Source organism: Streptomyces sp. NPDC036815, assembly GCF_055609205.1.
In genome coordinates, this window is the sequence record NZ_JBVJPW010000030.1 from 41066 (window position 1) to 62666 (window position 21601).

Annotated in this window: 17 protein-coding genes; 8 read left to right on the forward strand and 9 right to left on the reverse strand. The window is 72.0% G+C overall.

The features are described from left to right. Positions 1-84 precede the first annotated feature (84 nt). From ACZ69I_RS36410 to ACZ69I_RS36420, 3 genes are all read left to right on the forward strand, one after another. Entirely contained in the window at positions 85-1428 is a 1344-nt protein-coding gene (locus ACZ69I_RS36410; RefSeq protein WP_470836776.1) for a UDP-glucose dehydrogenase family protein, read from the forward strand. A gap of 77 nt (positions 1429-1505) precedes the next feature. Next, positions 1506-1865: a VOC family protein gene (locus ACZ69I_RS36415; RefSeq protein WP_467672117.1), complete on the forward strand. Its 360-nt coding sequence runs from the start codon at positions 1506-1508 to the stop codon at positions 1863-1865. A gap of 16 nt (positions 1866-1881) precedes the next feature. Further along, positions 1882-2292 carry a VOC family protein gene (locus tag ACZ69I_RS36420; RefSeq protein WP_470836778.1) on the forward strand — a complete coding sequence of 137 codons (411 nt, stop codon included), beginning with the start codon at positions 1882-1884 and terminating at the stop codon, positions 2290-2292. 42 nt (positions 2293-2334) lie between these two features. Here the strand turns inward: ACZ69I_RS36420 and ACZ69I_RS36425 are convergent, their stop codons facing one another. Both ACZ69I_RS36425 and ACZ69I_RS36430 read right to left on the reverse strand, forming a co-directional pair. Further along, positions 2335-3501 carry a dipeptidase gene (locus ACZ69I_RS36425; RefSeq protein WP_470836779.1) on the reverse strand — a complete coding sequence of 389 codons (1167 nt, stop codon included), beginning with the start codon at positions 3499-3501 and terminating at the stop codon, positions 2335-2337. A 167-nt stretch (positions 3502-3668) separates the two neighbouring features. Continuing rightward, the gene (locus ACZ69I_RS36430; RefSeq protein WP_470836780.1) at positions 3669-5030 is read right to left on the reverse strand and encodes an LCP family protein; all 1362 of its coding nucleotides are present in this window, start codon (positions 5028-5030) and stop codon (positions 3669-3671) included. 129 nt (positions 5031-5159) lie between these two features. On the opposite strand from ACZ69I_RS36430, the gene ACZ69I_RS36435 reads away from it, so the two are divergent. After that, the gene (locus ACZ69I_RS36435; protein ID WP_467672109.1) at positions 5160-5708 is read left to right on the forward strand and encodes an acyl-CoA thioesterase; all 549 of its coding nucleotides are present in this window, start codon (positions 5160-5162) and stop codon (positions 5706-5708) included. 606 nt (positions 5709-6314) lie between these two features. On the opposite strand, the gene ACZ69I_RS36440 is transcribed toward ACZ69I_RS36435, so the two are convergent. Next, on the reverse strand, positions 6315-7793 hold the full coding sequence (locus tag ACZ69I_RS36440) for an LCP family protein (RefSeq protein ID WP_470836782.1): 1479 nt from the start codon (positions 7791-7793) through the stop codon (positions 6315-6317). Positions 7794-7940: 147 nt separating this feature from the next. Here ACZ69I_RS36440 and ACZ69I_RS36445 point away from each other — a divergent pair, with 147 nt between their 5' ends. Continuing rightward, positions 7941-8984, forward strand: a complete 1044-nt coding sequence (locus ACZ69I_RS36445; protein ID WP_470836783.1) for a glycosyltransferase family 2 protein — start codon at positions 7941-7943, stop codon at positions 8982-8984. 78 nt (positions 8985-9062) lie between these two features. On the opposite strand, the gene ACZ69I_RS36450 is transcribed toward ACZ69I_RS36445, so the two are convergent. From ACZ69I_RS36450 to ACZ69I_RS36465, 4 genes are all read right to left on the reverse strand, one after another. Then, positions 9063-10724 (reverse strand): LCP family protein, encoded by a 1662-nt coding sequence (locus tag ACZ69I_RS36450; RefSeq protein WP_470836784.1) that lies wholly within the window; start codon positions 10722-10724, stop codon positions 9063-9065. Between the two features lie 87 nt (positions 10725-10811). Continuing rightward, positions 10812-12566 carry an LCP family protein gene (locus ACZ69I_RS36455; protein ID WP_470836785.1) on the reverse strand — a complete coding sequence of 585 codons (1755 nt, stop codon included), beginning with the start codon at positions 12564-12566 and terminating at the stop codon, positions 10812-10814. Between the two features lie 227 nt (positions 12567-12793). Next, a complete protein-coding gene (locus tag ACZ69I_RS36460; protein ID WP_470836786.1) occupies positions 12794-14179 on the reverse strand; it encodes an LCP family protein in 1386 nt (461 codons plus the stop codon). Positions 14180-14326: 147 nt separating this feature from the next. Beyond that, entirely contained in the window at positions 14327-15079 is a 753-nt protein-coding gene (locus tag ACZ69I_RS36465; RefSeq protein ID WP_470836788.1) for a TIGR03089 family protein, read from the reverse strand. Between the two features lie 137 nt (positions 15080-15216). Between ACZ69I_RS36465 and ACZ69I_RS36470 the strand changes: the two genes are divergently transcribed. The 3 genes from ACZ69I_RS36470 (at position 15217) to ACZ69I_RS36480 (ending at position 18915) form a co-directional block, all read left to right on the forward strand. Beyond that, positions 15217-16581, forward strand: a complete 1365-nt coding sequence (locus ACZ69I_RS36470; protein WP_470836789.1) for a peptidoglycan recognition protein family protein — start codon at positions 15217-15219, stop codon at positions 16579-16581. A 114-nt stretch (positions 16582-16695) separates the two neighbouring features. Then, complete coding sequence (manB, locus tag ACZ69I_RS36475) at positions 16696-17778, forward strand: mannose-1-phosphate guanylyltransferase (RefSeq protein WP_470836791.1); 1083 nt, start codon at positions 16696-16698, stop codon at positions 17776-17778. Positions 17779-17919: 141 nt separating this feature from the next. Continuing rightward, a complete protein-coding gene (locus ACZ69I_RS36480; RefSeq protein WP_470836792.1) occupies positions 17920-18915 on the forward strand; it encodes a DNA-3-methyladenine glycosylase family protein in 996 nt (331 codons plus the stop codon). Between the two features lie 413 nt (positions 18916-19328). On the opposite strand, the gene ACZ69I_RS36485 is transcribed toward ACZ69I_RS36480, so the two are convergent. Beyond that, positions 19329-20633, reverse strand: coding sequence for a coenzyme F420-0:L-glutamate ligase (locus ACZ69I_RS36485; RefSeq protein ID WP_470836794.1), 1305 nt, complete (start codon positions 20631-20633; stop codon positions 19329-19331). Next, on the reverse strand, positions 20630-21586 hold the full coding sequence (cofD, locus tag ACZ69I_RS36490; protein WP_467672087.1) for a 2-phospho-L-lactate transferase: 957 nt from the start codon (positions 21584-21586) through the stop codon (positions 20630-20632). Before cofD ends, ACZ69I_RS36485 begins: the two co-directional genes overlap by 4 nt. Positions 21587-21601 lie beyond the last annotated feature (15 nt).

Here is a 21601-nt window from a genome sequence, read left to right on the forward strand (position 1 = left end):
TGCGAAACGTGCCCCGTGAGCGGCCCCCGAGCGCCCGACTATGCTCGGTCGCGCACCGAAGCCCGCATACCTCTGGAGCACCGCATGGCCCTCAAGATCACCGTGATCGGCACCGGCTATCTCGGCGCCACGCACGCCGCGGCCATGGCCGAGCTCGGCTTCGAGGTCCTCGGGCTCGACGTCGTGCCCGAGAAGATCGAGATGCTCCAGCGGGGCGAGGTCCCCATGTACGAGCCCGGTCTCGAGGAGCTGCTCCGCAAGCACGTCGCGGGCATCGAGGGCTCCAGCGGACGGCTGCGCTTCACCATGGACTGGGCCGAGGTCGCGGACTTCGGCGACGTGCACTTCCTCTGCGTGAACACCCCGCAGAAGCACGGGGAGTACGCGTGCGACATGTCGTACGTCGACACCGCCCTCGAATCGCTCGCCAAGCACCTGAACAAGGCGTGCCTGGTCGTCGGCAAGTCCACCGTCCCGGTCGGCAGCGCGGACCGGCTCGCGGCCCGCCTCCTGGAGCTGGCCCCGGCGGGCGGCGAGGCCGAACTGGCCTGGAACCCGGAGTTCCTGCGCGAGGGCTTCGCCGTGCAGGACACGCTGCGCCCCGACCGGATCGTGGTCGGCGTCCGCAGCGAGCGCGCCGAGAAACTGCTGCGCGAGGTGTACGCGACGCCGCTCACGGAGGGCTCGCCGTTCGTCGTCACCGACTTCCCGACGGCGGAGCTGGTGAAGACCTCCGCCAACTCCTTCCTCGCCACGAAGATCTCCTTCATCAACGCCATGGCCGAGGTGTGCGAGGCGGCGGGCGGCGACGTCGTGAAGCTGGCGGAGGCCCTCGGCCACGACGACCGCATCGGCAGGAAGTTCCTGCGGGCCGGCATCGGCTTCGGCGGCGGCTGTCTGCCGAAGGACATCCGCGCGTTCATGGCGCGCGCCGGTGAACTCGGCGCCGACCAGGCCCTGACCTTCCTGCGCGAGATCGACTCGATCAACATGCGGCGGCGCGGGCAGATGGTCGAGATGGCGCGCGAGGCGCTGGGCGGCGGCTCGTTCCTCGGCAAGCGGGTCGCGGTCCTCGGGGCGACCTTCAAGCCGGACTCGGACGACGTGCGCGACTCCCCGGCGCTCAACGTCGCAGGCCAGATCCACCTCCAGGGCGGCCAGGTCACGGTGTACGACCCCAAGGGCATGGCGAACGCCCGCAAGCTCTTCCCCACCCTCGGCTACGCGGACACGGCGCTCGACGCGGTCCGGGGCGCGGACGTGGTGCTGCACCTCACCGAGTGGCGCGAGTTCCGCGACCTGGACCCGGCGGAGCTGGCCGCCGCCGCGGCGTCCCCCGTCATCCTGGACGGCCGCAACGCCCTGGACCCGGCCGCGTGGCGCGCCGCCGGCTGGACCTACCGGGCCATGGGCCGCCCGACCGCATAACTCTTCCGGAGGAGCCGCGGGAATCAACCGGCACCCGCCGGAGTTCCCCCAGTTCGGTCGTCCCTCCTGGAGGAAGCATGTCGCTCGCCCGGCTCCGCGCCGTCGTCCTGGACTGCCCCGATCCGCTCGCCCTGGCGGAGTTCTACGCGCGACTTGTCGGCGGCACCCCCGTCCCCGGCGACAACGGCTGGGTGGACCTGCGGGGCGACGGCGGCACGTTCCTCGCCTTCCAGCGGGCCCTGGGCCACCGGCCCCCGCGGTGGCCCGGTCCTGACGGGTCGCAGCAGATCCACCTGGACGTCACAGTGGAGGACATGGACGCCGCGGAGAAGGAGATCCTCGCGCTCGGCGCCACGGTGCTCGACAACGCCGACCGCGACCGTCCGTGGCGGGTTTACGCGGACCCTGCCGGGCACCCGTTCTGCCTCTGTGTCTGACGAGAAGGAGCGAGACATGGCTGACGCCCGTAACCCCACCGCCCCCCTGGCGAAGCTGCGCAACGTCGTCCTCGACTGCCCCGACCCCGTCGCCCTGGCGGAGTTCTACGCGCAGATCATCGGAGGCACCGTCGAGGAGGACGACGGCGACTGGGTGGACCTCGTGCTCCCCGGCCGCGTCAAAGTGTCCTTCCAGCGGGTGAGCGACCTGCGCCCGCCGGAGTGGCCGCGCTCCGACGTACACGGCCAGCAGCTCCACCTGGACCTCGACGCGGGCCGCACGACGGAGGAGATCGACGCGGCCGAGAAGAAGGTGATCGCCCTCGGCGCGCGTCCGCTGGACGTGGACGACGACGACGGCAAGCGCGACTTCCGCGTGTACGCGGACCCCGCGGGGCACCCCTTCTGTCTCTGCAAGATCCCCTGAGCGAGCGGGAGTCGGCCGCTCCCCGGGCCGGGGAGCGGCCGCTCAGCCGTCCAGACGCTCTATCCGCGCCGTCGACGCGGCCCGCCGGCCCCGCGCCGCCCGCGCCGCGAAGTCCGCGTCGCGCAGGGCGCGTTGGGCGTTGCCCCAGGTGAGCAGCGCCAAGTCGGCCTCGGGCCAGCCGCGTTCGACGAGCTCGGTGACCAGCCGCGGATAGCTCGCCGTGTCGGCCAGGCCCGCGGGATGCGTCTCGGCGGTGTCGTACGTGCCCGAGAGGCCGACGCACTCCGGCCCGGCGACCCGGCGTACGTGATCGAGGTGGTCGGCCACCTCGCGCACCGAGGCCCCCGTCCGGTCGGCGGCGAGCGGCACCAGGCAGAGCCCCTTGGCGGCGCCCACCTCGGCGAGCAGCGCGTCGTCGAGGTTCGCCGGATGGTCGCGCAGGGCGCGCGCCCCGGAGCGGGTGAAGATCACCGGGGCCTTGGAGACCGCGAGGACCCGCCGCGCCGTCGCCTCGGACGCGCCGGAGAGGTCCGCGAGGACCCCGAGCCGGTTCATCTCCCTGACGACCTCCTCGCCGAACGGGGTCAGCCCGCCCGGGCCCGCCCACGACGTCCCGGAGAGGGTGACCGCGCACAGGCCCAGGCTGTGCAGCGCGCGCAGCGTGCCGAGGGAGTCGCCGAGCGCCGCGCCGCAGGCGGGGCCGATCAGGGTGGCGACGCGGCCGCAGTTGCGCGCGTCGGCGGCCTCCGAGGCGTTGCGGGCGAGCCGCAGGGCCTCGGGGTGGGCGGCGACGACGTGCTGCACGAAGTCGATCTGTTCGAGCGTCGCGCCGACGGGCCGGTCGGCCTGCGGCCCCTCGGGCACGTGCACGGACCAGAACTGTGCGCCGACCCGGCCCCGGCGCAGCCGCGGCACGTCGCACTCCAGGCCGTTGTCGCCCGTCTCGAAGTCGTACCAGGGCAGTTCGCGCAGCGCCCAGGGCAACCCGCTGTAGCCGTCGGCCACGGGGTGCGCGGCGAGCAGCGCACGGGCGCGCTCGGCGGGGTCGACGGTCCGCACCGGTTCGCTCTCGCCCCGGCTCTCGCTCTCGCTCCCGTGCTCGTGCGCGGGCAGCGGGGCGGGCGCGGGGGCGGGTTCGGGCGGGGCGGGGGGCCGGTCGAGCTCCCCCGCCTCGGCGGTCGTGGGGAGGTCCTCCTGCAGGTCTGCCATGGCGGGTGCTCCGGACGTCGGCGGGCGGCAGTTCCCCTCACCGTGGCACGGAGCGGCCGCGGCTTCGCGGCGGGCGGAGCGTTCGGGGTACGGGGCGGTGCGGCGGGACGGACGAGGGCCCCGCCGACCAGGTCGGCGGGGCCCTCTCGCGTTCGGCGGGGGAGCGCTCAGTTGCTGCCTTCGACGGTGACCTTCTCGTCGTTGTTCAGCTGCTCGACCAGCTGCTTGACCTTGGCCTTGTCCCAGAGGAGGTTGCCGCCCGTCTGGCCCGCGATCGGCATGTTCATGGACTTGCCGTCGCCGCCGGTGATGCCCTTCATCGCCCAGAACATGGAGGCCACGTCGAAGAGGCCCATGTCCTTGTCGACGATCAGGGTGTCCAGGCCCGCGCCCATCGTGGGGTAGAGCTTGAAGGGGTTCATGACGGTGCCGGGCGTGGCCACCTGGTGGGCCAGGGCCGCGAGGAACTTCTGCTGGTTCTTCGTGCGGTCCAGGTCGCTGGAGAAGGCGTGCCGGGTGCGGACGAAGGCCAGCGCCTCCTGGCCGTCGAGCGTCTGCTTGCCCGCCTCGAAGTCGGCGCCCGACCACTTGTCCTTGAAGGCCTTGGGGATGTCCATCTCGACGCCGCCGACCGAGTCCACGATCTTGGCGAAGCCGCCGAAGCCGATCTCGGCGTAGTGGTCGATCTTGAGCCCGGTGTTGTACTCGACGGTGCGGACGAGCAGCTCGGGGCCGTCCTCCGCGTACGCGGCGTTCAGCTTCGTCTGGCGGCCCTGGTTCGGGTAGAGCTTGCCGGACTCGGCGCCCTTGAAGGAGGGGATCGTGACGTTCGAGTCGCGGGGCAGCGAGATCATCGTGTTCCCGCCGTCGTCGGCGACGTGCAGGATCATCATCGAGTCGGTGCGCTTGCCCTCGGCCGAGCCCGTGTGGAGCTTCTTCTTGTCCTCGGCGGTCATGCCCTCGCGGCTGTCGGAGCCGACGATCAGGTAGTTCGTGCCCGCGCCGCCCTCGGGCCGCTCGATGACCTTGGAGAGGTCGACCTCGCGCTTGAGCTTGGAGTCGGCCCAGAAGTACGTGATGACGGACGTCACCAGGAGCACGCTCACGAGCGTGATCGCACCCCACTTGATCCGCTTGCGCCAGTTCGGCGCGGGGCGCGCGGTGCGCGGCGGGCGTCCGGCGCCGCCCTGGCCGCCGTTGCCGCCGTTCGGCTGGCCGTAGACCTGGCCGGTGTTGTAGCCGCTGTCGTACGCGTTGCCGTGGTTCTGGCCGTACGGGTCCTGGCGCGGGGTCCGCGGCTCGAAGACGTCGTCGCGGGCGTCGCCGTACGGTCGGCCGTCCCCGTACCGCTCGTCGTACCCGTCGTCGTACGAGGGCTGCGGCGGGACCCCACCCGGCGGCGGACCGGCCGGACGGGAGGGCTGGCCGCGCTGGATGTGCCGCATCACGCGGGCTCCGTCGGGCTGGGAGTCACCGCGGCCGCCGCCGTAACCCCGGCCGCCGCCCTGATCGTCAGGCCAATCGCTCATGTGGCCCAGTGTGCCGCGTGGAGGCGTGCGCCTTACAGGGCGGTCGGTGATTCGGGTCAGGGCTGTTGCAGAGCTGATGCAAAGCGGCCGGGGAGGGGGCGGGCGGACGTCCGGCATAGGGTGGAGGGCATGACAGACCAGGCTCCCCGTCCGGAATCGGAGATTCCGGGCAAGCCGACTTCGGCGTCCCGCACCACACTCAGCCACATCATGACCCACAACGACACCAACCTTCTCGGCACGGTGCACGGTGGCGTGATCATGAAACTGGTGGACGACGCGGCGGGGGCCGTCGCCGGACGCCACTCCGGCGGGCCGGCGGTCACGGCCTCCATGGACGAGATGGTCTTCCTCGAGCCGGTCCGCGTGGGCGACCTGGTCCATGTCAAAGCCCAGGTCAACTGGACCGGGCGCAGCTCCATGGAGGTCGGGGTCCGGGTCCTCGCCGAGCGCTGGAACGAGTCGACGCCCGCGCAGCAGGTGGGGTCGGCGTATCTCGTCTTCGCGGCGGTCGACGCGGACGGGAAGCCGCGGACGGTGCCCCCGGTCGTCCCCGAGACCGACCGGGACCGTCGCCGCTACCAGGAGGCGCAGATCCGCCGCACGCACCGGTTGGCTCGGCGCCGGGCGATCAAGGAGTTGCGGGAGGCGCGGGTGGCGGAGGGGTTCGAGGACTGAGCCCCCGTGGGTGCGGGGCAGTTATCCGCGCAGCTGGGCTGGCGCGACCCGACTCCCACCCCGCGTTCCCCTCGCGGCCACTCGCGCAGTTCCCCGCGCCCCTGGGGGGCGGTGCCGTCGGTTGTTGGCCTGGCTGCGGGCGCGTGCTGGCTCGTCGCGCAGTTCCCCGCGCCCCTGAGGGGGTTTCTGCGGGTTCCACGTCTGCGGTTGCGTGGTGGTTGCTCGCGCAGTTCCTCGCGCCCCTTGGGGTGGTGGCGACGGTTGCCTGGCTGTGGGTGCGTCGTGGCTTGTCGCGCAGTTCCCCGCGCCCCTGACCCCCGGGGCCCCGCCACCCGCCACCCCAGGCCCCCCCGCAGACAAAGAGCCGACCGGCACCACCCCCCAGGGGCGCGAGGAACTGCGCGAACAACCGCGACGCACCCGCAACGAAAGAGCCGACCAGCACCACCCCCCCAAGGGGCGCGGGGAACTGCGCGAGCAACCACGGCCTACCCGCAGGCATAGAGCCGACCGGTACCACCACCCCCTAGGGGCGCGGGGAACTGCGCGGCAAGTCACGACGCACCCGCACAGGGAGAGAGAGTCTGACCGCCCCCCAGGGCGGGGTCAGGAGCAGACCACCTCGTCGCCCGTTACCGCGCCGAACTCACCCTGATGAACATCCTCCGCCCGAACCGCCCGCACCGCCCGGTAATCCGTCCCCGCAATCACCTTCAACGTCGCCCCCTGCCCCGGCACCGGCCGCAACTCCGCCCCCGGAAGCGCCGTGGCGAGCGCCTTCGCCGAGCGGTCCCAGCGCGGGTCGAACGCGACCACCGTCCGCACCGCCGGCCGCGCCGCCGCACCCGGCACGTCCGTCGGCGTGCGGGTCGTCTGGAACCCCGTCGCCGCCAGCGCCGCGTCGACCCGCTTCCCGAGCCCCGGCGTCCCCGTGCCGTTGTCCACCTGGACCCGGACCTGCTGCGGCGAGACGCCGACCAGCGTGCCCTTGGGCCGGGCGCGGTGGGCCGCGAGCGGCCGGTCCTCGCGGAGCGTCTCGAACAGCTTGCCGGACCTCACCGGGTCCCACTTCAGCGTCGAACCGATGCCCGGCACGATCTGCCCCTGCGGACTCAGCGGCACGGTGGTGAACTCCGACGACGAGGGGGAGAAGCCCCGCATCGCCCGCCCGAGATCCAGCATGTCGCCCGTGCCGAAGCCCTTGTCCGCCCGGACCGAGCCGAGCAGCGTCCGCGTCACGTCACGGAACTTGACCGGGTTGAGGAGCACCCCGCTGCCGGTGGCCTTCGCGATGAGCGCCGCCAGGAAACGCTGCTGACGCTGCATGCGCCCCAGGTCGGAGGCCCCGTCGATGTACCGCGAGCGGACGTACTGCAGCGCCGCGCCACCGTTCAACTGGTGCGTGCCCTCCGCCAGGTCGAGCCCGGTGTGGGAGTCCCGCAGCGGCCGCGCCGTGCAGATCTCCACCCCGCCGAGCACGTCGACGGTCTTCATGAAGCTGAGGAAGTCGACCTCCAGATAGTGGTCGATCTTGACCTTCGTCATGTGCTCGACGGTGCGCACCGTGAGGTTCGGCCCGCCCTCCGCGTACGCCGCGTTGATCTTGTTGGGATGCTCGCGGTGCTCCTTGAGCGTGTTCCGGTCGGTGTGCGCGGGCAGATCCGCGTAACTGTCCCGCGGCAGGCTGACGACGCTGGCGCGGTCCCGGTCCTCCGAGATGTGCACGATCATGATCGTGTCCGTGCAGTGGCAGGGTGCGCCGCCGAGGCGGTACTTCGCCTTCTCCTCCGGCGTGATCTTGTCGCGGCCGTCGGTGCCGACGAGCAGCACGTTCATGCCGTGGCCCGACTCGGGCCTGTTCTTCATGTCCTTGAAGGCGTCCACGCGCTTGATGCCCGTGTCGAGGCTGGTCACCACGGAGTGCCCGATGCCCGCCGCGGCCAGCACCGTCACGGAGAAGGTGGTGGCCACCCGCATCGCCCACCGAGGCCGCTTTCCCCGCCTGCCGGCCTTCCGTGGCGACGTTCGGGCCGGTGGGCGGGGGCGGCGCGGCGTGGGGGCGGGGGAGCGGGGCGGTGTGGGCACGTGCGGAACACCTCCGCGGAGAGCGGGCGGCCGGGGGCGGGGACGAGCCGGGAACCCGAGAAATGTAATGCCATACGAAATGCGGCCCGGGGTAGCGACCCGGACGGCGCGCGCCCGTGTCCCCCATTCGCGGTAACGTGACGCGTGATGAACGCGAAGTCCGAGGTGCAGCCTCCAGCCGTTTCCGTGATCATGCCCGTCCTCAACGAGGAGCGGCATCTGCGCGAGTCCGTGCACGCGATCCTGCAGCAGGAGTACGCGGGCGAGATGGAGGTCGTCGTCGCGCTCGGCCCCTCCACCGACCGCACGGACGAGATCGCCGCCGAGCTGGTCCGCGAGGATCCCCGGGTCCACACGGTGCCCAATCCCACGGGGCGCACGCCCGCGGCGCTGAACGCCGCGATCAAGGCGTCCCGTCACCCGATCGTGGTGCGCGTGGACGGCCACGGCATGCTCTCCCCGAACTACATCGCGACCGCGGTCCGCCTCCTCGGCGAGACCGGTGCGATGAACGTCGGCGGCATCATGCACGCCGAGGGCGAGAACGACTGGGAGCACGCGGTCGCCGCCGCCATGACGTCGAAGATCGGCGTGGGCAACGCCGCCTTCCACACCGGCGGCGAGGCCCAGCAGGCCGAGACGGTCTACCTCGGCGTCTTCCGCCGCGAGGCCCTGGAGCGGCAGGGCGGCTACAACGAGGAGTTCATCCGCGCCCAGGACTGGGAGCTGAACTTCCGCATCCGCGAGGCCGGCGGCCTGATCTGGTTCTCGCCCGAGCTGAAGGTCTCGTACCGCCCCCGCCCGAACGTGAAGGCGCTGGCCAAGCAGTACAAGGACTACGGGCGCTGGCGCCACGTCGTCGCGCGCTACCACGAGGGCTCCATCAACCTGCGCTACCTCGCGCCGCCGACCGCGGTCTGCGCGATCGCCGCGGGCATCGTCGTGGGCGCGGCGCTCACGCCGTGGGGCTTCGTCATCCCCGGCGGTTACCTCGCGGCCATAGCCGCCGGGTCCGTCCCCGCGGGCAAGGGTCTGCCCCTGAAGGCACGCCTGCAGATCCCGGTGGCACTCGCGACCATGCACATGTCGTGGGGCTGGGGCTTCCTCACCAGCCCGCGCTCGCTGGCCAGGAAGGTCATCGCCTCGCGTCGCCCGGCCGTGCTGGGGGAGACCGAGGCGCAGCAGGCCTGACGGCCCCGCCCCGTACGAACGACAGCGGCCCGGCCCCACCTCTCACCGGTGGGACCGGGCCGCTCTCGTACCCCTGGGCTACCAGCTGAAGCCCGGGTCCACCTTCATGCACGCCTTGTCGTCGGAGCCGCTGAGCGCGTCCGCGGAATCCGGCGTCCTGTCGTCCTTCTTCTTCGGCTTGGGCGGTGCGTCGCCCTCGCGCCAGTCGGCGCCCACGACCAGCGTCACCCCGGAGACGTCCGTCGACTTCTTCGCCGAGCTGAACGGCAGCCCCAGGGACTTGGCGACCCGCTGGGCGTCGCCCTCCAGGTCCTTGCTGGGATAGCGGATCACGGTCGTGGCCTCGGTGAGCGCGGCCGCCGTGTCCGGTGTCGCCTTCTTGAAGCCCTTGCCCGCGAGGAGCTGCGCCACCGTGCTCGCCCGGCCGCTGACCGGCGGCTCCATGTCGGTCCGCGTGCCGTTCTGGACCTGCACCGCGATCTCGCCGTCCGGGGCGGCCGGGTCGTCGGACTTCTTCTCCTTGGCCGGCTTCTTGTGCCCCTTGCCGTCCAGCGGGATGTCGTCGCGGACCAGGCGGAAGAGCTGCTCGGCGTCCCCGGGCTTGGGGACGACGCGCTCACCGGCGTACTCGAACGGCATGGTCGTCATCGTCGTGCGCGACGGCGAGACCTTCTTCAGCTCGTTGCCGAGGTCGTACAGCTTCATGAGGTCGCCGAGACCGTCGTCCACCTTCAGTGCCCTCGTCGCCTTGTCGGCGAGCTTGCGCAGCTGGTTCGGGCTGGTCAGGCCGGTGTTCTCGCGGAGCTTGCGGACCAGCGCGTTCATGTACATGTGCTGGGCCTTGGCGCGGCTGATGTCGGTGCCGCCCTCGAAGCCGTAGCGGGTGCGCAGCCACTGCAGGGCCTGCTTGCCCTTGACCTCGGTGGTGCCCTTCTTCAGCTTCAGGCCCGAGCCGTGCCCCTGGCTGTCGCGCGAGTGGATGTTCCTGTCCACGCAGACCGGTACGCCGCCGATGGCATCGGCCATGGAGACCACGCCCGAGAAGTCGACCATCATGAAGTGGTCGATGTGGATGTTGGTGAGCTTCTCCCAGGTGGCGACCGTGCAGCCGGGTCCGCCCCGGCCGAGCGACTCGTTCGTCATCATCTTCGGGCCGGTCTGCTGATAGACCTTGCCGTCGTCCGGGTCCGTGCACTTGGGGATCTGCAGCAGGGTGTCGCGCGGCATGCTCACGACCGACATGTTGGAGCGGTCGGCCGAGAGGTGCAGCAGCATCTGCACGTCGGCGAGGGGCGGCGAGCCGAACGTGTTCTTGGCGCCGCCGAGCTTCTGGTTCGCCTTGGAGTCGCGTGCGTCCGAGCCGATGAGGAGGATGTTCAGCGGGGTCTGTCCCGCGGCGTTGGGCGTGGGCTCGGGGGCCCGGTGCTCGCCGAGGTTCAGGTCGTCCGTCTGGATGTTGCCGTTGAGATGCCGGTAGTAGAGGTACCCGGCGCCGGCGGTGCCGAGTATCAGCACCGAGAGGATCGTCGCCGACCAGCGCAGGACGCGCCGCTTGCGCCGTGGCGGGCGTCCGCCGCCGCTCGCGCCGCGCCGGTGCCGGGCGTCGCCCTTCGGGGCGCCGTCGGTGCGCGGAGGGTCCTCGGGGCGTGCCTCGCCGTGTGCGCCGTTGTCCCAGCCGTGATCACTGGCGTGCGGAGCGCGTCGTCGCGCCCCCTCCTTACGCACGCTGTTCTGCCTCATCCCCAGCCCCTCCCCGCCCCTGTTCCTGAACTGCGGTCGCCCTGCGGCGCCTTGGCGCATTGTTAGATGCAGAACGACCGCTTCAGGTCACTCCGCACACATAACCTTGTCCGCTTCGACCTTCTTGATGTCCTTCGGTGCCTTCGACGAGGCATCAATGGGCACCCCCGCGCCCTTGAAGTCACCGCCGATCGTCAGCTTCATGGCCGGGAGGCCCTGCGCGTTCTTCTCGCTCTTGCCCGGCTTCATGGCGGAACCGGACAGGCCCATGAGGTCGGCGAGCCGACGGGCCTGGTCCGCCTGGTCGGGCGCGTACTCGAGCGTCGTCTTCTTGCTGACCGACGGCGCGTTGCCCAGTTGGCTGGACTTGAGCACGCCCGCATCGTTCTGCAGCCAGGTGAGAGTCGTCTGAGCGGCGCCGGTCTTGCCGCTGCCGTTGTAGATGTCGACGCGGACGTCGGAGGCGTCGGCCTTCGGCCCCTTGAGGCGGGCGGCCACCGCGGCCTTCTCCTTCTTCTGCTTCTTCTTCACCTCGGTCAGCGACTCGTCGGCGCGCATCATCGCGAAGAGCTGCTCCGCCTTGGTCGGGTCGGGCACGACCGTGATCGGCACCTTCTCGGCGGGGTTGTCGATCACCGGCACCGTGGCGAAGCTCAGGTTCTTCATGTCGAGCTTGCCGAGCTCCATGCCGAGGTCCTTGAGCTTCATTATGTCGGCGATCTTGGAGTCGACCGTGAGCGCCTCGGTGCCCGCCTCCGCGAGCTTGATCATCTTCTGCGGACTGGTGAGCGTGTCGCTGGACTTCAGCTTCCGCATCAGGGAGCTGAGGAACTGCTGCTGCAGTTCGATCCGGCTCAAGTCGCCGCCGTTGCCCACGGAGTGGCGGGTGCGAACGAAGGCCAGCGCGTCCTCGCCCTCGATCGTGTGCTTGCCCTTGGGCAGCTTCAGATGCGACTTGGGGTCGTCGATGTCCTTGGCGAGACAGACCTCCACGCCGCCGACCGCGCTGGAGAGCGTCTTGACCGCGTTGAAGTCGGCCACCATGAAGTGGTCGGGCGTGATGCCGGTGATGGCCTTGACCGTACGCATCGTGCAGCTCGGCGTGCGGTCGTACTGGCCGAGGCTCTCGTTGAAGCGGGCCTTCTGAGAGCTCTGGATGTCCTTGACGCTGCCGTCCTTCTGCTTGGTCGGGCAGGTGGGAATGTCGACGATCATGTCGCGCGGGATGCTCAACGCGGTCGCGTTCGTCCGGTCCTTGGAGACGTGCAGGAGGATCGTCGTGTCGGCGTGACCGACGCTGCCCTCGTCGCCGTACCCCTTGTTGCCGTCACCGCTGCGCTTGTCGGTGCCCATCACCAGGATGTTGATGGCCCGGTCCTTGCTGAAGCCGCCGGTGCCCGCGCCGTCATCGTCTATCGACGTGATGTTGTCGTTGAGGTGCTGGTAGTAGAGGTAGCCGCCGGTGCAGCCCGCCACGAGCAGGAAGGCGAGCGTGCCGCCCGTCCAGACCATGACCTTCTTGCCCTTGGTGCTGCCCTTGGCCTTGCGCGGCTTCTGCTTGCGCCGGCCCCCGGAGCCGGGCTCCGGCTCCTTGACGCGCCGCCGCCGCTGCCCCGGCACCTCGCGGCGCTCGTCGCGTTCCCCCTGCCGGGGGGGACCCTCGCGGTCCGGCGCGGTGCGGCCGCGGCTGCCCCTGCGCGGTGAGGAGCCACGGGGGCCGGGCACCGTCGACTGCTCTGCGGAGGGGCTCAGTCGCAGTTCGTAATCACCGGTGTCCGGGTTGAGTACCCATTGGTCTGCGGGGTCGATGTTCTCCGCCCGCCCACGGCCTTGCGCGTCCACGGTTGTTTGCGTCCTCCGTCGGGGCCACGCGGCGCCTTTCCCCCCTCTAAGAAGGCGCTCGGTCACTCGGTCCAGCGGTGCGCGGCCGACAAGGCCCTGCGCACCGGATCGCTCACACTATCCGCCCAGTTCAGCGTCGGACGACGCCGGTGACAAATTCCACTCCCCTACAACTGGGCAATCCGCCCTATTTCTTTGTGGGGCGCACCGTTCCCTTGGGGATCGCTTTACTCGCAGGTGGAGCCCGCCGCCGTGTTTCCCCGGAATGTGGGCGCGGGGGAGGGCGTCGGAGAAGGGTCGTCCGGCTTCTCGTCGCTCCACTCGCCGGAGTCCTCGTACTCCTCGTCGCCCGATCCGTCGTACCGCTTCTCCGGCTGTTGCTCCGACTGATTCCCGGACTGCTCCTCGGCGGTGGGGTCCTCCGGCTTTCCGGACGCGGAATCCCCGCCCGCCTGTTCCTCGCCGGGCCCGGACTGCTCGGAGCGGCGCGGGTCCACCGCGACCGGACTGTCCGTCCGCAGCCGGTCGAAGAGGCGGTCCGCCGCGGGCTCGACGAGCTCGTCGCGGTTGGCGTCGTACGTGTACGACTGCCGGGGGACGGTCAGGAACTGCACCCCTTCCGTGGGGATGTTGCGCATGCCGCGCACGAGTTCGTACAGACCGCGCAGACTCGCGAGTCCGGGGTCGGTCGTGAGCGAGGAAGTCGCCGCGTCGAGGACGGGATAGAGCTTCGCCGGATTCAGCAGGACGTCATTGCTCTGCACCTTGTTGACGAGCGCGCCGAGGAACTCCTGCTGGCGGTCCATCCGGTCGGTGTCGCTGCCGTCGCCGAGGCTCTTGCGGGCCCGGACGAAACCCAGCGCCTGCTCGCCGTTGAGGCTCCGCATGCCCGGGGCGAGCTTCACCTGGGCGTCGCTGTCGTCGATCGGGGTCTTGATGCAGACCTGCACGCCGTCGACCGCGTCGACCATGTCCTTGAACCCGGCGAAGTCCACGACCATGTGGTGGTCGACGCGGATGCGCGTGAGCGTCTCCACCGTACGGATCGTGCAGGCCGTCCCGCCGAACTCGAACGCCCAGTTGAACTGGGCGAATTGCGGCTCGGTCCGGGAGCCGTCCGGCCTGCGGCAGCCGGGGATCTGCACCATCAGGTCGCGCGGGATCGACACGGCCGTCGCGCTCTGCCGGTCGGCCGCCAGGTGCAGCAGGATCGTGGTGTCCGAGCGCTGGGTGCCGGGGTCCTTGCCGTACTTGCGGTTGCCCGGCCCCGCACGCGTGTCGGAGCCGAGCAGCAGGATGTTCTGGGCGCCGGCCACCAGCGCCGTCGGGCGCTCCTTCTCGTAGCGCGCGAGCTCGTCGGCGGCGTCGGTGTCCGTCGTGATGTTCCCGTTGAGCTTCCGGTACGCCGCCCACCCCACGCCGCCCACGCCGAGCACCAGGACGGCGGCGCCGAGCGCGGTCCAGCGCAGCCAGCGGTGCTTGCGGCGGGCGACGCCCACGCCGGTGGGGCTCGCACCCGTGCCGGGTCCGTACGTGGCCTTCGGCTCAGGCGAGGTGCCGTCCGGGGGCGGGGGTCCGTCCTGTCCGGAAGGCGTGCCTGCGGTCTCGGTCACGTGTGCGTCCACCCCTCATGGCTGCGTCGGTGCGTTCGTCCGTACCTACGACCATGGACCGCCCGGGCGCCGGGGGCCTCTGGGCCAGGGGTGGGAGTGCGCCGAACGAGGGAAGCGCACCCGCTGCCGGGGGTGCGGGACGGGCTCTCAGCGCGCGGTGACGGTCACCCGTTCGTCGGTCACCCGCTTCCGCAGGCCCTCCTCGGCCAGCTGGTCGAGATGGCGGCAGAGCACCACGGAGCCGCCCGCGGCCAGCGCCGCGTACAGACCGGCGCTCAGCCCGTCCCAGGTGTCGTACGGGAGGCCGGACAGGATGCGCGAGCCGGGCCGCACGCCGAGCCGCGCGGCGTCGTCGAGGGCGCGCTCCACGAGTCCGGCACCGGTCAGCTCCTCGCCGCCCACGGCAAGGGCGGGCCCGTCGGGGTCCACGGGCGCGAAGGGGGCGAACCGGTCGCCCTGGCTCGGCACCTCCACCGCGTAGTCGGCGAAGCCGCCCGGAGCCTGCGGGAAGCGTCCGCCGAGCGGCCGCAGCGCGAGCGCCACCCGCTCCCCGGAGCAGCCGCGCGCGGCCTCCAGGGAGTCCGGTCCGCTGACGACGAGATCGGCCGACGCGGGATCGCCGCCCACGTCGGCGACGACGCCCACCGACGAACACGCGAGCAGCCACACGGCCGTCTGCCAGTGCGCGGGCAGCAGCAGGACGGCCCGGTCGCCGGGTTCGGCGGCGAGATCGCCCTGGAGCAGATTGGCGGTCTTGGCCACCCAATTGGCGAAGGTGGCCACGGACAATTCCACGCGCTCGCCGGTGGCGTCGTCGTAGAAGGTGAGCAGGGGGCGGCCCGGGTCCGAGGCGAGCGCGGATCGCAGCAGGTCGGCAGGGGTGTGGTCGTTGGCGTTCACGGGCGCAAGGGTACGCGGGGGCCGACCGCCGCCTCCGGCACGGCGGGGGAGCGCGGACGGCCGGACGCCCATTCGAGGCCGACGGCCCGTCAGTTACCGATGGACAGATATGTACCTATGTGCCAACTATCAGCTGTATGCGTGGATTCCTTGCTTCCTCGATCGGCGTCACGTGCGCGGCCGCTCTGGCCCTGCCCCTCACCCTGTCGTCGTCCGGCGCCCGGGCCTCGGCGCCCGACGTACCGCCGGCCGCCGGGCCCGCCACCGAGGCGGTTCCCGGCAGCACCCAGTCCCTCCCGCTCGTCCCCCTCGCCTCCGACCGCTCCCTCGGCCCGGCCGGGGCGAGCGAACAGGGCCTGAACCAGCGAGATGTGCGCCCCTTCTCCCTGGTGGGCGTCGTCTGGAACGACCCCGGAGCCGACCTGCACGGCACCGTCCAGGTCCGCACCCGCGCGACCGGCGCCGCCACCTGGTCGGGCTGGCAAGAGGTCGATACGCACAATCACGAACACGCCCCCGACGCCGACGACCCCGACCGCGCAGCGGGCACCGTCCGCGGCTCCACCGCACCGCTGTGGGTCGGCGCCTCGGACGGCGTCGAGATCCGGGTCAGGCCGGAGCGGGCCGCGGGCGCGGACCGGTCCGCCGGTCCCGCACTCCCCGAGGGCCTGCGCCTCGAACTGGTCAACCCCGGCGACGAGGCCCCGCCCAAGGGCGCCCAGATCGACGTCGGGCGCGCCCCCGCGCTGACCGCCGAGTCCGCCGCGGCCTCCGCGGTCAACGCGGAGCTCGCGCCGATCGGCGCCGCCGTCATCCCCGAACTGACCAAGCGGCAGACGGAGAACGACCTGATCGCCGCCCGCGGCGGCGCCGAGGCCGTCGGCAAGGCACGGCCGCACATCGGCCCGCGCCCGCGCATCATCACGCGCAGGGGCTGGGGCGCGAACGAGAGGCTCCGGGAGAGGAACTTCGCGTACACGAAGACCGTGAAGGCCGCCTTTCTGCACCACAGCGCGTCCGGCAACAACTACCGCTGCTCACAGGCCGGATCGGTGCTGCGCGGCATCTACCGCTACCACGTCAAGAGCAGTGGCTGGCGTGACTTCGGCTACAACTTCGCGGTCGACAAGTGCGGAAACATCTACGAAGGACGTGCCGGAGGTGTGGCCAAGCCGGTCCTCGGGGCCCACACTCTCGGATTCAACGCGAACACCACGGGCATCGCCGTCATCGGTTCGTACGGCACCGCCAAACCGCCGAAGAAGGCCCTGAACGCCGTCGCCCGGCTGACCGCGTGGAAGCTCGGCCTGTACGGCGCCAACCCGCGCGGTACTACCTACCTGAAGTCCGGCGGTGGCAATCTCTACAAGAAGGGCAGGAACGTCCGGCTCCACGTGATCTCCGGGCACCGGGACGGGTTCGCGACCGCGTGCCCCGGAAGCCGCCTGTACAAGAAGCTCGGCAAGGCCAGGACCAGCGCGGCCCGCTTCCAGGGCCGCTGAGGTCCGACACCCTCGGCCGGACCGCACGACCTGCACGACCTGCACATCCATCTGCATACACTGGCCGGCCGAAACCCAAGTTCGGCCGGCCCCAGCAGGAAGCAGAGACGACAGGTGACAGAAGCGATCCTCCTGGTCGGCGGCAAGGGAACCCGGCTGCGGCCCCTCACGGTCCACACTCCCAAACCGATGGTCCCGGCGGCGGGCGTCCCGTTCCTCACCCACCAGCTCGCGCGGGCCCGCGCCGCCGGCGTGGACCACATCGTCCTCGCCACCTCCTACCTCGCCGAGGTCTTCGAGCCGTACTTCGGCGACGGCTCGGCGCTCGGTCTGCACATCGAGTACGTCACCGAGACCGAGCCCCTCGGCACGGGCGGCGCCATCCGCAACGTGGCCTCGCGGCTGCGCTCCGGCCCCGACGAACCGGTCCTGGTCTTCAACGGCGACATCCTCACGGGCCTGGACATCCGCGCCCTCGTCGCCACCCACGAGGAGTCCGGCGCCGACGTCTCCCTGCACCTCACCAAGGTCGACGACCCCCGCGCCTACGGCCTGGTCCCCACCGACCCGACCGGCCGGGTCACGGCCTTCCTGGAGAAGCCGCAGACCCCCGAGGAGATCGTCACCGACCAGATCAACGCGGGCGCGTACGTCTTCCGCCGCTCGGTCATCGACACGATCCCGGCGGGCCGTCCGGTGTCGGTCGAACGCGAGACGTTCCCCGGCCTGCTTGCCGCCGGAGCCCACCTCCAGGGCATGGTCGACTCGACGTACTGGCTGGACCTGGGCACCCCCCAGGCGTTCGTACGCGGCTCGGCCGACCTCGTCCTCGGCCGCGCCCCCTCGCCCGCCGTCCCCGGCCGCTGCGGCGACCGCCTCGTCCTGCCGACCGCCACCGTCGCCCCCGACGCGAAGCTCACCGGCGGCACCGTCGTCGGCGAGAACGCGCGCATCGGCGAGGGCGCGCGCATCTCCGGCAGCACGATCCTGTCCGGCGCGGTCATCGAACAGGGCACGGTCATCACGGACTCCCTGATCGGCGCGGGCGCGCGGATCGGGGCCCGCTCGGCGCTCTCGGGAGCGGTGATCGGCGACGGTGCGTCGGTGGGCGCCGACAACGAACTGCGGGACGGCGTACGGGTCTGGTGCGAGGCGACGCTGCCGGCCGGGGCGGTCCGGTTCTCCTCGGACCAGTAGGGGTCCGGTTCTCCTCGGACCAGTAGAGGCAGCGGCAGCCGGAGCGGCAGCGGCAGCCGGAGGTGCTGCGTGAATGGTGGGGGCTCGGCGGCCCGGCGATAGCGGTCACGGCGGGGGCCGCGGTCCCCTACCCTCGTACAGATGTCATCCCGTTTCGCCCCGCGCCCCACCCGCACCACCGTGTGCGGTGGCGAAACGGCCGTCCCCGCGGGCGTCCCCCGCCCGGCCACGGCGGCCCGCACGCGCACCTGGCAGCCGCCCTTCCCCCTGGACCTCGGCCTGACGCTCGGCCCGCTGCGGCGCGGCCCGTCCGACCCCGCCTTCCGCGCGACCCCCGACGGCTCGGTCTGGCGCGCGAGCCGTACGCCGGAGGGTCCCGGCACGCTCCGGGTGGCCGTCCGCTCCGGGGCCGTGGAGGCGGAGGCCTGGGGTCCCGGCGCGGACTGGTTCCTCGACCGGCTTCCCACGCTCCTCGGCGCGTCGGACGACCCCGCCGCGTTCGCCCCGCGCCACCGGCTCGTCGCCGCGACGGCCCACCGCCGCCCCGGGCTGCGCCTGACCCGTACGGGTCTGGTCATGGAGTCCCTGATCCCGTCAATCCTCGAACAGAAGATCACGACGGACGAGGCGTACCGGGCGTGGCGCATGCTGCTCCGCACGTACGGGGAACCGGCGCCGGGGCCCACGCCTCACCTGTACGTGATGCCCGTGCCCCGCACCTGGGCCCTGATCCCCTCCTGGGAGTGGCACCGGGCGGGCGTCGACAACAAGCGGGCGTCCACGATTCTGCGGGCGGTGGCCCGGGCGTCCCGTCTGGAGGAGGCGGCGGCGATGCCCCCTCTCCAGGCCAGGGCCCGCCTCGAACTGATCCCGGGCATCGGGCCGTGGACCTCGGCGGAAACGGTGCAGCGCAGCAATGGCGCGCCGGACGCGGTGACGGTCGGGGACGTCCACCTGCCCGGCATCATCGGCCACGCCCTGGCGGGCGACCGTGACGCGGACGACGCGGAGATGCTCAGGCTCCTTGCCCCCTACGAGGGTCAGCGCCACCGGGCCGCCCGCCTGATCCTCCTCAGCGGTCGGACGCCGCCGCGCAGAGAACCCCGCATGAGAAAAACGGACATCGCGGCGTGGTAGCGCCGGGTCCCCCCTTCCGCCGCTGACTGCGGCGGTGTGGGGGTTGCCCGCGCAGTTCCCCGCACCCCTTGAGCGGCCGCCCGTCTCGTCGTTGGCTGCGGCTGTGTGGGGGTTGCCCGCGCAGTTCCCCGCGCCCCTGAAATGCCCCTCCCGGAACCACCCCTAGGGGCGCGGGGACCTGCGCAAAACCCACAGCGAGCCCGCACGAATCGACGCACGGGGGGACTCTCTAGGGGCGCGGGGAACTGCGCAAAACCCACGACGAGTCCGCACGAATCGACGCACGGGGGGACCTTCTAGGGGCGCGGGGAACTGCGCAAAACCCACGACGAGCCCGCACCAAACGACGCACCGGGAGCCCCACCCAGGGGCGCGGGGAACTGCGCGATCACCCGCCCGGCGCCCCCGCCAGATCACCGTACGACGACAAAGCCCCCCACATCCCGCTCCCCCCGAGCCTTCGGCTCGCCCGCCGCTCGCCCCACAGCCACCGCCCCCATCGGCTCCCAAGCCGCCGGCAGCCGAAGAACCTCCCGCACCACGTCCCGGCAGAACATCGTCGAGGACACCCACGCGGACCCGAGCCGCTCCCCGGCCAACGCGACCAGGAAGTTCTGCACCCCCGCCCCCGCCGCCACGACGAACATCTCCCGCTCGGCGGCGTCCCGCCGCTCGTCCCCGTACGTGTGGGAGCCGTCCATCACCATGCACGGCACCACCAGGTAGGGCGCCTTGCGCAGCACGTCCCCGCGCCGCACCCGCTTGGCGATGGACTCCTCCGACTTTCCGTCCCGCCGCAGATCGGCGATCCACGCGTCCCGCATGGCGTCGAGCAGTTCGGTCCGCGCGGCGGCGCTCTCCAGGAGCACGAAGCGCCACGGCGTCGTGTGGTGTGGCGCCGGCGCGGTGACCGCCGCGGCCACGGCCCGCCGCACGGCCCCCGGGTCGACCTCGTCGTCGGTGAACTCACGGACGGTACGCCGCTGGGCCACCGCCTCCCGCACCGCCTCGGACGTACCGAGCCGGAACATGTCGTCCCGCGCCTCGCGCACCAGCGCCCGGGCCCCGGGGTCCGGCCCGTCGCCGCCCGTCACGTGCCCGAGCCCGCGGACCACCGCGACCGGCAGCCCGGCGGCCTTGCCCTTGACGAGGTCCCCCGCGGCGGCGAGCTCGTCGGCGGTGGCGACGACGGTCGCGGCCAGCGGATTGCCGTGCGCGTCGAAGCCGCCCCGCAGGTCGTCGAGGACCCGCACACCGGCGGCCCCGATGGCGACGTCGGTGAGTCCGGCCCGCCAGGGCCGCCCGAAGGTGTCGGTGACGATGACGCCGACCTCGACACCGAGCGCGTCCCGCAGCCCGTCGCGCACCGCGCGGGCCGACGCGTCGGGGTCGACGGGCAGCAGCAGCACGGTCCCCGCCGGGGTGTTCGACGCGTCGACACCGGCCGCGGCCATCACCAGGCCCTGCCGGTTCTCGACGATGCGCAGGGTCCCGCGGCGCGCCACCACCCGTACGGTCTCGTCGTCGATGGCGGCCTCGCGGTCGTCCGCCTCGACGATCCGGCCCTCGGCCTTGCTGACGATCTTGGACGTGACCAGCACCACGTCGCCGTCGACGAGCCCCGGCTCGGCGGCCGCGATGAGCTTGGCGAGGTCGTCGCCCTCCCGTACCTCGGGGAGGCCGGGCACGGCCCACACGGTGTAGGACGGTGCGGTCACGCGCGTACCTCCGAAGCGAGCGCGAGGGCCTGCCGCGCCATCTCGGCGGCGGCGTCGGTGTCGGTCATCATCAGCGGTACGGCACGGCACCGGATCCCGGCGCTCTCCACCCGCTCCACCACGCCCGCGTCGACCGTGTCGACGAGCCAGCCGTCGAGCAGCCCGCTGCCGTAGTGCTCGGCGACGGCCGCGGCGCTGGTCTCGACGCCGACGGCGGCGAGCACCTTGTCGGCCATGCCCCGCACGGGGGAGTCGCCGACGATGGGGGAGAGCCCGACGACCGGCACGCCCGCGTCGGCGATGGCCTCGCGGATGCCCGGCACGGCGAGGATGGTTCCGACGCTCACCACCGGGTTGGACGGCGGGAAGAGCACGATGTCGGCCTCGGCGATGGCTTCGAGGACGCCGGGCGCGGGCTTGGCCTGCTCGGCGCCGACGGGCACCACGGCGTGCGCGTCGACGGAGGCGCGCAGGCGCACCCAGTACTCCTGGAAGTGCACCGCCTTCTGCTCGCCGTCGACCGTGACGGCGACGTGCGTCTCGACGCGGTCGTCGGACATGGGGATGAGCCGCACGCCGGGCTGCCACCGTTCGCACAGCGCCTGCGTGACGGCGCTGAGCGGATATCCGGCCGCCAGCATCTGCGTCCGCACGATGTGCGTGGCGAAGTCCCGGTCGCCGAGCCCGAACCACTCGGGCCCGACGCCGTACGCCGCGAGCTCGTCCTTGACCTTGAACGTCTCGTCCGTACGCCCCCAGCCCTGCTCCTCGTTGATGCCGCCGCCCAGCGTGTACATCACGGTGTCGAGGTCGGGACAGACCTTCAGCCCGAACAGGTGAATGTCGTCACCGGTGTTGCCGATGACCGTGATGTCCGCGTCGGGCGCGGCCTTCTTGAGCCCGCGGAGGAAACGGGCGCCGCCGATGCCGCCGGCCAGAACCACAATGCGCATGGCCCCCAGCATGTC